At 35.5% G+C, this 12,527-nt stretch carries 9 protein-coding genes; 8 read left to right on the top strand and 1 reads right to left on the bottom strand.

Going from position 1 to position 12,527, the window contains the following annotated elements; genetic code table 11:
• The first annotated feature begins 208 nt into the window (after positions 1 to 208).
• The 8 genes from ACP6PM_RS07145 (at position 209) to ACP6PM_RS07110 (ending at position 10,043) form a co-directional block, all read left to right on the top strand.
• The gene (locus ACP6PM_RS07145; protein ID WP_426583270.1) at positions 209 to 448 is read left to right on the top strand and encodes a methyltransferase domain-containing protein; all 240 of its coding nucleotides are present in this window, start codon (positions 209 to 211) and stop codon (positions 446 to 448) included.
• Positions 449 to 898: 450 nt separating this feature from the next.
• Positions 899 to 1,177 carry a glycosyltransferase family 2 protein gene (locus ACP6PM_RS07140; protein ID WP_426583268.1) on the top strand — a complete coding sequence of 93 codons (279 nt, stop codon included), beginning with the start codon at positions 899 to 901 and terminating at the stop codon, positions 1,175 to 1,177.
• A gap of 123 nt (positions 1,178 to 1,300) precedes the next feature.
• Positions 1,301 to 1,711, top strand: coding sequence for a glycosyltransferase family protein (locus tag ACP6PM_RS07135; protein WP_426583167.1), 411 nt, complete (start codon positions 1,301 to 1,303; stop codon positions 1,709 to 1,711).
• A 157-nt stretch (positions 1,712 to 1,868) separates the two neighbouring features.
• Positions 1,869 to 2,135, top strand: a complete 267-nt coding sequence (locus tag ACP6PM_RS07130) for a hypothetical protein (RefSeq protein WP_426583165.1) — start codon at positions 1,869 to 1,871, stop codon at positions 2,133 to 2,135.
• A 642-nt stretch (positions 2,136 to 2,777) separates the two neighbouring features.
• On the top strand, positions 2,778 to 2,927 hold the full coding sequence (locus tag ACP6PM_RS07125; protein ID WP_426583163.1) for a hypothetical protein: 150 nt from the start codon (positions 2,778 to 2,780) through the stop codon (positions 2,925 to 2,927).
• A 317-nt stretch (positions 2,928 to 3,244) separates the two neighbouring features.
• Positions 3,245 to 4,009, top strand: coding sequence for a peptidylprolyl isomerase (locus tag ACP6PM_RS07120; protein WP_426583161.1), 765 nt, complete (start codon positions 3,245 to 3,247; stop codon positions 4,007 to 4,009).
• A gap of 596 nt (positions 4,010 to 4,605) precedes the next feature.
• Positions 4,606 to 7,596 carry a peptidase domain-containing ABC transporter gene (locus ACP6PM_RS07115; protein WP_426583159.1) on the top strand — a complete coding sequence of 997 codons (2,991 nt, stop codon included), beginning with the start codon at positions 4,606 to 4,608 and terminating at the stop codon, positions 7,594 to 7,596.
• A 266-nt stretch (positions 7,597 to 7,862) separates the two neighbouring features.
• Positions 7,863 to 10,043, top strand: coding sequence for a beta-barrel domain-containing protein (locus tag ACP6PM_RS07110; protein WP_426583157.1), 2,181 nt, complete (start codon positions 7,863 to 7,865; stop codon positions 10,041 to 10,043).
• Positions 10,044 to 10,770: 727 nt separating this feature from the next.
• Here the strand turns inward: ACP6PM_RS07110 and ACP6PM_RS07105 are convergent.
• On the bottom strand, positions 10,771 to 12,099 hold the full coding sequence (locus tag ACP6PM_RS07105; protein WP_426583155.1) for a serine/threonine-protein kinase: 1,329 nt from the start codon (positions 12,097 to 12,099) through the stop codon (positions 10,771 to 10,773).
• Positions 12,100 to 12,527: the final 428 nt, after the last annotated feature.

Here is a 12,527-nt window from a genome sequence, read left to right as displayed (position 1 = left end):
TCTGAGGTAACTAAAATTTTGCCCAGAAAACATGAGTGGAAGTCAGATAATCTCAGGTCTACTTCAGAAAATCAACAACTTATTCAGATTTATCCGATACATCTATATATAGATAGTCAATTTTCGAGATAATTTCTCACCATCAAAAATTCAGTTACTCAGAAATAACTTTCTGCCAAAGCACTCATCACATCTATATATTTAACCTCTGACTCTCATCATCGATCAACTCTTTAACCCAGAGGGAAAATTCCTAGACTTCGGCGGGGGATATGGTTTATTTACTAGATTGATGCGCGACATTAAATACAAATTTTATTGGCAAGACAAATACTGTAAAAACCTCTTCGCTCAAAACTTAAAAGCTATACCAGAACAGAAATATGAATTAGTTACTGCTTTTGAAGTCCTAGAATATTTAGTTAATCCCATTACGGAAATAAAATAAATATTAAACTACTCCTCAAATATCCTCTTCAGCACAGAAATATTACGACAAAAATACCAGAAACCCAACCAGTGGTGGTATTACGCTTTAAACGAAGGTCAACATATATCTATATATACAGTCAAATCTCTCCAAATAATCGCCCAAAAATTTAATCTAAATCTCTACACTAATTACTCATCACTCCATCTATTAACAGAGAAAAAAATCTCTCCTGTATTTTGTGAAGCAGTATTGAAATATGATGCAGAAAATCTGCGACAAATTCTCCGGAAAAATCGGGATTATCTCAAAACATTCCAGATAATTTTTAACAAGGAATAAGGAATAAGGAATAAGGAATAAGCAAGAGGGAACAAGCAAACTCTATACCAAGTCAAAAATCTAGCCAAAAATTGGAACACCGCTGCCATTAATAGTGCTCTTTCCCAAACATACTCCAATCTATAAATCATAATTTCTGATGATAACTCCACCGACAAAACCATAAAAATAGTTAAAACATTAAAATCAGAAAATCCCCAAATAGACTTTCAGATTATTTATCATCGAAATTATGGCTTAGTCGGCAATTTAAACTTCTGTATTTCTTTAGCAAAAGGTAAATATATTAAATTCCTATTTCAGGATGACTTGCTTGAACCGAACTGTATTGAACAACTGGTAAAACTAGCAGAAACAGATCTAGAAATAGGCTTAGTCTTTTCTCGGCGTCGGGTAATTTTATAACCAGGAGCAGAAAATAATTCTACCTGTGTAGCTGCTGATCATGGCATCCAAGATTTACATAAAGATTGGTCTAATCTGAAAACTATTCAATCAGGAAAAGATTTATTATTAGATTCCAACTTAATGAAATATCGCCTGAATAAAATTGGTGAACCAACGACAGTATTAATTCCCAAAGCTGTCTTTGAAAAAATCGGAATTTTTGACTCCGACTTGAGTCAATTATTAGATATAGATATGTGGTTGAGGATTATGGGAAACTACAAAATTGCTTTTGTAAATCAAACTTTATCTGAACTTCGTATTCATCCCCATCAACAAACTCAACGAAATCTTATTTCTGGAAAAAATGCTCAAGATTATCAAAGGTTTTATCAGAAAATTTTAGAGAATCCTGTTTATAACTGTTTAGCTCCAGAGGTGAAAGAAACTGTCAGACAAAAATTAGGATTTTTGCTCAAGCAAGATTTTGCTCAACTGGCAAATTTAGTCGAACAATATCGTCCTCCCTCGGTTAATCCTAAATCATATTGATACTTCGATTAATATTTCTATAGTAGTTCCCATATTAATGAGGTAATGAGGTGTGGTACTTTTTCTTTTTGCTACCAGATGAACTATCACCTAAAATCAAAAATTTCTGTATGCCACCAATTCGAGAATTGCTACACCAATACCTGAAACTAAATGTATGTTTAGAAAACTAGAATTGCCGGAATTAGTTATTCATACACAGAAAGAATATATTAACTTAAGTTTAGTATTAGTAACCAACCAAAAATTATGCTGGCATTATCGGCAGAAAATTCAACAAAAGATAGCTTCTAATCCTCAATTTTTGGATAGTCATGGTTGTGCAAAAGAAATTGGAGAACTCTTAAACGAGATGATTAATAATCAGCATTGGAGAAGGAGTCAAGACTCAAGAGACATAATTAAGAGTATCGGAAATTACTGAACTGTCTCCAAATCAAAGACTATCAAACACAAGATTTGGAATTGATATTAAACCCAATTAGAACATTTTTAAATGAAAAATTTAGTAGTCAGACCATGTTATGATCTAGAAAGACTATATTCTAAATTAGCATATTGATAACGAGCAGAGTCAAAAAATAATTATTTATAGTAGTAAAGCTATAGTATAGAGAAATATATATTTTCTACCTATATCGAGAGCATTATAACTCTAGAGTTAGCTCCTATTCATAGGGGAACAGCTCAAAACTACAATATGTCATTGCCTTATAATGGTCAAAATTATATATTTTCGATATCCGATTAGTAAGCATCTGTGTAAAATTAATTTAACCTTTTTAAGGGAGTAGGGAATATAGGGAATTAGGAGAAAAATCTAATTGTACATGACTAAGTAAATAAAAAATAATTTTACCTACCTAATTAAAGCCATCACTAAATATACAATTAATTTGGCTTGACTACTTTATAGATATCAACCGAGCAGGATTAACCTAAAATCACTATAGAACCAATTTGGGATCTTTCTGAAAAAATATAATGTATAGGAAATACCATACTCAAGTACCTTGACGGATAGAAAAAGGACATCATCGTCCTCAAGAAGTAACATGTTTGGGTAGTGTCCCTAAAGGCTGTTGGTCGTCTTTACCAACAAGAACAATGGTCAGGAGTTCAAAGTATTGTGATGATTGAAAGAATTCACTATCTTTGGAATCAAACTATGAATACCCTGTTTAACACGGCAGTGAATAAAACTGAACTTTCCTGAATAAAACTGAACTTTCCTGAACAAAACTGAACTTTCCTGAACAAAACTGAATTTAAAATTTACTGAACTTTCCTGAATAAACCTGTATTGTTTTTACCGTAATAATTCGGTATAAGTAATATTAACAAAGGAACTCAAATGGGTTCTACATAATAGATATAGTGAATGAAAATAATAAAGTCTTTAGAAGTAGTGTTTAAAACTCATGGGTTGCCTAAATCCAGGTACTCAAAAAATGAATTGCTAAGTTATTTGCCACTACTTTCAACAGAAGACTAAATTAAAAGGATAGTGCAAGTTAGTTGGAGATATAAAAAATGACAGGATTATTTCAAATCGGTGATAAATTATTGCAAGCCCAAGATATCCCATCGTTATTACAACGTTATCAGTTAATGCCTCATTTTTTGCGAGGAGTAATAATCGACCAAGCGATCGCTAACTTGACTTGCACAGAAGAGGAAAAAAGGACAGCCTTAGAAAAATTTGAGACCCAATACCAGTTAAATAACCCCGAAACTAAACAAGCATGGCTGAAAAGCCAAAACATGACCCAAGAACAACTAGAAGAAATGGCCACCAGGCCAATATTACTGGAAAAATTTAAACAACAAACTTGGAGCAATCAAGTAGAAAGATATTTTCTCACCCGTAAGAGCAGTTTAGATCAAGTAGTTTACTCTCTAATTCGGACAAAAAATCCCGGTCTAGCTCACGAACTATACTTTCGCATAGTAGAAGGAGAGCAAACTTTTGCAGAAATTGCTCGTCAATATTCTGAAGGTCCAGAAGGGCGAACAGGAGGCTTGTTAGGTCCTGTTCCCCTAAGTCAACCACACCCTTCTATAGGTAAAATTTTATCAGTAAGTCAACCTGGTCAGATATGGACACCACGTCCATTAACAGAATGGACAGTAATTATTAGGTTGGAAAAATTCATCCCAGCACAGCTTGATGACTCAATGCGCCGATCTTTAATGGAAGAATTATTAGAAAATTGGATACGAGAACAAATAGGAAAAATTGGACCCCTTAAGGCATTACGTTCAGATGTATCAGATTTGACATCCTCTCCAGCCTAAAGGTACTTATCCCTTATAAGGAACTCCTAAAACCCTTTTCTGATAGGAAATGGGGAGGTGGGGGGAGAAAAGCCTCTAATTAAATAGGTTTACTCTGCCGAAATCTTGAATAGCAAAAACATAACTTCTCTGTTTTATCAAGTTTAATGTAAAGAAAAATGTTTATAAAGCATAGCTAAAGCCATGGAGATTAGTACCAAGCCCTAGTTCCTCGGTAATTTGACGTTTTGCTGGCGCAAAGCTCCGCTTTTCATTCGCGCAGCAAAACATCAGGTGCTGCTACCTTGACAGTAGTCTGATGCTTCCCTCCGCATCCGTTTGATGTCTCGGATTGCCCACCCGCAAAAACCCGCAACAACAATAACTATACCTTATGTCCTTCTATCTATAATTAATCAACCAAAAAGTCGCCCGCTTAAGGGCGAGTCGTATACACCAATTTTTAGGTAAATCATTTCAGTTATCAGTTATCAGTATCTCCTACTGAAATAAAATGGTTGAGGCCTGATTCTCAGGTGACATAAAATGCCCAATTATCTAAAAATTAGAGACAGTCAAAAATTATACCCCAACTAGAGTGAAATAACATAAACTAGATGGCTACTTCTTCGACAATATCAAGAGCACAAGTACAAGAATTTCTGGCAAATAAGCCACCATTTAACAAACTTTCAGAAAATGCCCTGAAAAATCAATTAGTGGGAAAGTGTCAACTTCTAGGCTACCGTAGTGGCCAACCACTATTTGAAAGGGAAAAAATGCCAAACCAGATAGCAATTATCTATCAGGGTCAGGCACGAGTATTAGGTTATGACCAGCGATCGCAACGTCACATCAGTCTGCAATTGGCAGGACCTGGAGAAATCCTAGGTTGGGCAGGGTTGCTACGAGGAATGCCTTGTGAAACAGCACTTGCCTCAACAGACTTAATCGCTGTTACTCTACCAGCAGCAGATTTCTTGGCAATACTAGAAACAGAACCAGAATTTGGAGAAGTCTTTCTCGAACGTCCGGCAATAAGCGAAGTATTTGAACTACTAAGCCAAGAATTTGCCAGAAGAGCTGAAGTGAATACTAACCTCAAAGAACTGGCTAAAAACGTTGTTCACAATACTGTAGTAGTAAACTTACCCAAAGGAGACAACAAAACCAAAGAACTAGCATCCATCCTCGACTCAGAAAAAATCTGGCTAGTCAGTAGTGGGATAGTAGGGGATTTTCCTCCAGGTAGTCAGGTAGTTTTGGATGGAGCAGGTAAGTCTATAAAAATAGAAGGAGAAAGAGGCGCAAGACTGATCGGATTCCCCGAACAACAACATGAGGAACAGACCTCAGAAAATGGTGCAGAAACTGGTCAACTAGCACCCCTAGATTTGTCTATGGTTCCCCAAGCACCAGCACGTCCACCAGAGACTACTGTTGTTCAAGATACTCCATCAAAAAAATACCCAATCTTCCGAGCTAAGGGGGAAATAGCAGCTCCTTTAGCTTGCTTCCAGATGCTGGCTAAACATCTTGGTCTCAAGTTTCGCCGGGACGTAATTCGTCGGGTATTAGATAACCAGGTTCGCACAGCAGGTAGGGTGTCTTTGCAAGCTTGTGGAGCGATCGCCCAGATGATGGGATTAAGCGGTCAACTGGCAGAGGTGCCGGCAGCAGCAGTAGCTCGCCTCAAGGCACCAGCTTTAATTCAATGGCAAGATAGTTTTGCTGTAATTTATAGTATTACAGAACAAGAAATTGTTGTTGGTAGTCCAGAATTCGGATTAACTCGCCTCAAACCGGGTGAGTTCCAAGAGGTTTGGGGGGAGTCGGGACAGGTTCTACTGCTCCAAGCGCCAAAATCAGAACAGAAGGAACAGTTTAGTTTTTGGTGGTTTGTTCCTTCGTTAATGGAACATCGCACAGTATTTCTTGAAGTCCTAGCTGCGTCATTTTTTGTACAAATATTTGGCTTGGTTAACCCCTTAATGACGATGATAATCATCGACAAAGTCATGGGGCAACGCAACATAGAAGCTCTAGATGTTTTAGGCATCTTAATGTTAGGTGTGGCTCTATTTGAAGCTTTGTTGGGAGGTCTGAGAACTTTCTTGTTTGTAGATACTACTAACCGCATAGACGTCAAACTTAGCTCTGAGGTAATTGACCACCTACTCCGTCTCCCACTCAACTATTTTGATAATCGCCGGGTGGGCGATCTGACAGGTAGGATTGGAGAATTAGCTAATATTCGCAACTTTCTCACAGGTACAGCCTTAACAGTGGTCTTGGATGCTGTATTCTCAGTAATTTATATTGCTGTGATGTTGGCTCTCAACCCACTAATGACAGCAGTAGCTTTGGCTGGACTGCCTTTCTTTGGTGGGATTATTGTGATTAACTCTCCTATTGTCAGAAGGTTACTCCGGAAAAAAGCAGAACGTTATGCTGACTCTCAGTCATACTTAGTGGAGGTACTAAATGGTGTGCAAACTGTTAAGGCGCAAAATTTAGAACTGCGGTCTCGTTGGGAATGGTCGGCTCGTTATGCCAAGTTTATGACTGCTAGTTTTAATACTGTTCTGACTCAAACTACTTCTAGTTCTATTAGTACCTTTTTAAATAAACTTTCAGGACTGGCTCTTTTATGGGTTGGTGCTTATTTAGTTATTGATAATCAGTTATCTGTAGGGGGATTAATTGCTTTCCGAATTATTGCTGGTAATGTAACAGGTTCCTTGCTCCGTTTTGTTAGTGTTTGGCAAAGTTTCCAAGAAGTGGGAATGTCGATTGAACGATTAAGAGATGTATTAGATACTGAAGCGGAAGTAGATGAGGAAGACCGGAATAATATTGATATGCCACCAATTAATGGGGGTGTGAAATTTGAAGAACTTTCTTTCCGATTTACTCAAAGCGGACCTCTACAATTGGCAAATATAAATTTGGAATTTCCAGCAGGTTATTTTGTCGGTATTGTAGGGTTGAGTGGTTCGGGAAAGAGTACGTTGATGAAATTATTGCAGCGTTTATATCCTCCACTTTCTGGTCGAATTTTTATTGATGGATATGATATTCAAAAGGTAGAGTTATATTCTTTGCGTCGTCAAATTGGGGTGGTTTTACAAGATACTCTCCTGTTTAACGGTACTGTTCAAGATAATATTGCTTTGACAAATCCAGATGCAACGACTGATGAAATTATTCGAGCTGCTAAGATAGCGGTTGCCCATGATTTTATTATGGGTTTGCCTAGTGGATATAACACAATGGTAGGAGAAAGAGGTGCTTCTTTATCAGGGGGGCAAAGGCAAAGAATTGCAATTGCTCGGACAGTTCTACAAAATCCTAAATTGTTGATTTTAGACGAAGCAACTAGCGCTTTAGATTACAGTTCAGAACGTCAGGTTAGTGAGAACTTAGCTGAGGCATTTACCGATACGACAGTGTTCTTTATTACTCACCGTTTAACAACAGTAAAAAATGCTAATACTATCATTATGATGGATAAAGGTTCCGTCGTAGAACAGGGAACACATAACGAATTAATGGCAGTAAAAGGACGTTATTTCTGTCTCTATCAACAACAAGAATCTCAGCAATAATTAATAATGGATAATTGATAATTGATAATGAAAGAGTTTTTTAAATCTCGAATTTTCTATCTAACTCTCTGATATTCTAATTATCCATTATTCATTATGCATTATCAATTGTTCCCTATTTCCTAATTATTTAAAAAATGCAAAATCAATCAGTATCACTAAATGAACAACCAGTAATAATTTTCTATCTAACTCTCTGATATTCTAATTATCCATTATTCATTATCCATTATCAATTGTTCCCTACTTCCTAATTATTAAAAAAAATGCAAGATAAATCAGTATCACTAAACGAACAACCAGTAATTTTAGAGAAACCAGCCATACTATCTAGGCTATTTCTATGGATCATTATGTTAATGACCAGTTCAGCCATCATCTGGGCATACTTTGCTGAGATAGACCAAGCTGTACCTGCAGTAGGTCAATTAGAACTTAAAGACGGTTCCATAGATGTCCAAGCTCCTACCAGTGGAAATGTAGTTAGACTTCATGTAGAAAATGGCGATCGCGTAGAAAAAAATCAACCATTACTAACTTTTAGTCCTACTGCTCCTAGTGCAGATTTAGGTTCTGCAAAAGAATTAAGAGATACCCTCAAAAGAGAAAACGAATTCTATAAGGAAGTATTAAATGGAAAGGTTCCTACAGCTTTACCTCCAGATTTACAAAAACTTGCCCAAGAAAGGCAAACTAGAGTATCAGAAAATCAAGCCTACCGCGCTCTAATTAATGAACTTTATTTAAACAGGGGTAGTTTTGTCAATGTTGACCCTAGTTTACAAGGATTATACATTAACTACAAAGCTGAATATAATTCCCGTGTAGGTGCCGTAGAACTACAAGTCAGAGAACTACAAAAGCAACTTCAACAAGCAGAAAAAGAAGAAGAAGCGGCAACAGAACAACTAAGAGTAGCTCAAACACAATTGCAATATTCTAGACAACAATTACAGTTTTCTAAACAACAATTAAATAATAGTAAGCAACAGCTAACTTATGCTTATGAACAATTAAATAACGCAGAAAAACAACTCAAATTTTCCAGAGAACAACTCAACAACACCCAGGCACAATTAAAATATTCTCAAGAACAACTACAACTAGCAAAAGGGCAATTAGATAAATCAGAAAAAGTATTAGATTCTAACGAAGGAATTCTAGAACAAATATCTCCTTTAGTAGAAGAAGGAGCGATCGCTGAACTGCAAAAAAAACGTCAAGAGCAAGAGGTATTTCGAGGAGAAAGTGAGCTCTTAAGACAACAAGACCAGATACAATCAAGGGCAGGAGAAATTAATACTAGATTAGGAGAAGTTAATAGCCGGTTGGCAGATATTAATGCGAGAGAAGGAGATGTAAATTCTCGCAGAGCAGATATTACTACTTTAGAAGGAGAAATTAATACTCGCGAGGGAGAAATTAATTCTAGGGAAGCAGATATTAATGCACGAGGAGGAGAAGTTAAAGCGCGTCAAGCAGAAGTGCAACGTGCTAGGTTAGAACAACAACGTTTAAACGTATCTATTAATAGAACGAAGGAACAATTAAAAAATACAAGAGATGCTTGGGCAAGGGAACTTTATGCCAGAATTGCTGAAAATGAAGGTAGAGAAATTGCGAGAATAGATTCTCAGTTTACTCGCTTACAACTAGAAAATAATAAGCGACTCACAGAAGTTAATGCTCAGATTGAAAAACTAGAAGAAACTCGTGATAATCAAGTTTTAAAATCACCAGTTTCTGGAGTAATTTTTGACTTACAACCTACAACTAAAGAAGAATCTTCTCTAGATATAAAAACAGACCCTATTTGTCAATATGTTATTAATGAAGTTTTGAAACCTGGGGATATTCAACCAGAAAGATGTGAGGATGCTTCTTATGAGGCGCAACAAACCCAACCGTTACTGACAGTATTGGATGATGATGAAGGTTTAGAGGCAGTAGTTTATATTCAGAATAAAGACGTTGCTTTGGTATTAAAAGCCTTAAATGATAAACGGAAAAAATTAGAACCTTATCACGACCAAGAGTTAGCTGGAGGAGAAATTATTGAATGTGAACCGGGTAAAAAATGTGCTTGTCCGGAACTTAAAGAAAATCGAGAAAAATTAGGTTTAAGTGATATAGAATGTGTACCTGTAGAAGTACAAGTTGAGGCTTTACCTGCTAATGAATTTGGAACAGTAACTGGGGAGGTTATTTCTATTAGCGATGATGCTATTCCACCAGACCAAGAAGCAGGAAGACCTTACTTTTCTTTTGAAACTACAATTGATTTAGAACGGCAAACATTTGTTCTGGATAATGAAAATGATTTGGAAATTGGTTTGCAGAATGGTATGGCAATTAACTCTAATATTAATGTTGGTAAACGGACGGTTTTAGAGTTGTTCTTTAATAGATTTACCGGCAAATTCAAGAGTTTGACTAATGTTAATTAGCGATTAAAAGTCAGGATTCAGGAGAATTATAGAAGAGGGAGGAAGAATAATTAGGGTTTGCGCTCAAAAGTCTTGTGTTAGGGATAGGAGTCAGGAGTCATGAGAATTTAGAGGAGGTAGGAGTAAGAATTGTTCCTCAATTTTTCTGTCTTTGTCTACCCAAAATACTAAATTTTTGAACCGCACAGACCTAAAAGCTTGGATTTTTTCAAGACCTAAAAAGGCTGAAACTTTTACCTGAAAAGGATTTGATACTTAATCAGCAAACCCTTATTATATCTTGATTTTTCCGCCGCGATCTATTCAAAACCCTAACTTTTTGCAGCTCTATGAAGTGAAAACCTAGCATTTTTGTCACTACAAAAAGGCTAAAAAGTCTATCTGTAAATGGTTTCAGGGTAATCAGCAAGCTCTAATTAACTATAAGGTTTTAGTAGTTATACCATTTCTCAAAAGTCTTGCTACATCTCCTTGAGAGTAGGGAGTAGGGAGTAGGGAGTAGAGTTAAAAGAAATAAGATATTTTGATTTAATGCCGATAATCTTTACAAACATTACTGAAGCATTATTATTACTTAATAACTGAAGTCTCATCGGAAGTATAGCATTATTTTTAGGAATTGGTATTAGTTATTAGCTAACAAAATCTATTTAACTCCCTCCCTAAAAATCCTGGAATTGCTGCAAGTACGATGTTTAAGTCTAGGTTTAAATTGCCTTTTTTTATATTATTTTGAAATTATGCTTTCTACACCTTCAGCGTAAAATTTTCTAAGACATTGGGCAAAATCAGTAAAGTCTGGTTCTCCACTTAGAGAAGTTCTTAATAACTCAACTTCTTTTCCTTTGATACTTGAAACTAATACAAACTCATTTCCTGTAGCAAATCCTTGAAATTCAGGAAAAAAGTCTTCATTTGAAAACTCACAGCTTATACCTGTAACTTGTTGTGAGAATTTTAAATTAGCCCAATCTATTATTCCAAGTCTTTCGCTAGCTCCTCTAGCACATACATGAAAATAATTAGAATCTAGGTCTTCGTAAACTAAACTTCTAACAGCTTGACTAATCTGTTCTATAACTTTTTCAGCTAATTTGCGAAATAACTTCTTTTCTATATTAGAGTCACTTGATAGTTTATTTTTGATTTTTTCTAAAAAAGTTTCAGCTTTATTCCCTTCTGAATTTTCTAATTCAAAAATATCTATCAAAGCGTCCATAAGTGCAGGAATAGACTGCCAACGAGAATCTATTTTTATCTCAAAAGCTTTATCAAAAACTCTATTTATTTTAGATACTATAGATTCAGGTAAATTAGGTGAAGCTGATAACTTTTGTTTAGCTTCTTCTCTCTGATGTGGTTTATTTCCATTTTCAGAATCTAAAAGATAAAGAGGAAATTTCCCTGTTATTGTAAAAAACAAAATGCCACAAATTTTTGTAATGTCTGACCTGTGGTCTCTTTGTAAACTACTTTTTTCCCCAAGCTCCGGAAGTTGAAAAAATCTATTTCCTAACTGTTGCCATGTAGGTGTTAAATCTGTCGCAGACTCATCAACTTTATTAAAAGAAATCCCGAAATCTATTAATACTGGAGTGCTAATGTCGTTATTTTTAATGATGATATTATCCGGCTTAATATCTCTATGTACTATTCCTATTTTATGGCAATATTTAAGAGTATCTAATAGTTTTATTGTCAAACTTACACCAGTAAAAATATTTATTACTTCTGTTTTGAGAAAATCATATAAGGTATCTCCGGGTATAAATTCAGTTACCATATAAAGAGGAGTATTTGACTTGAAAAGCTCTACATTTGAATCAATTAACTTTGGTATTCCTGGGCAGTTTAATGTTTCTAGGACAACTACTTCTCTACGCATTCTTGAACGTCTTTCATCGTCATTTTGTTTATTAAGTTTTTTGAGAACGTATTTATTAGCTGGAAAGGAATTATTTTTAAGTTCGACTAGATAAGTTTGACCTTGACCACCGCCACTAATATTGTCAATAATTTTCCAATTTTCTTCCCAGGGTTTACTATTTTTAGTCATAGAATATATAGATTAAGTGAGCGTTCAGATAAAAAATTTATTACTACTTTAGATGATCCTGATTTTGATGAGAAAATTCAAGCAGCTATTCGTGAGCAGATGGAAATTAAAGAGTAGGTGATATTTCCAATACGGTTCAGTTAATGATTTTTTTAGCAAATTCAAAATATCAATCTCATTTATCTCTATTGCCATATACCCAATAGGAGCTTTTGCCGACAAAATCCAGAGGTAAGGTTTTGGCAAATCAGAAATAAAAATTTCATTCATCTCTATTGCCACATACGCAATAGGAATTTCGACTCACTTCTTTTTTATTGCGGATGTAGCAATAGGAGTTTTTGCTGACAAAATTCAGAGGCAACCTTTTAGAAAATCAGAAATAAAAATTTCATTCATCTCTATTGCCACATACGCAATAGGAATTT

The organism is Dapis brunnea BLCC-M229 (assembly GCF_050015995.1).
GTDB lineage: Bacteria > Cyanobacteriota > Cyanobacteriia > Cyanobacteriales > Microcoleaceae > Trichodesmium.
The sequence above is the reverse complement of the archived record's forward strand: the minus strand, read 5'-3'. Positions and strand labels throughout refer to the sequence as shown.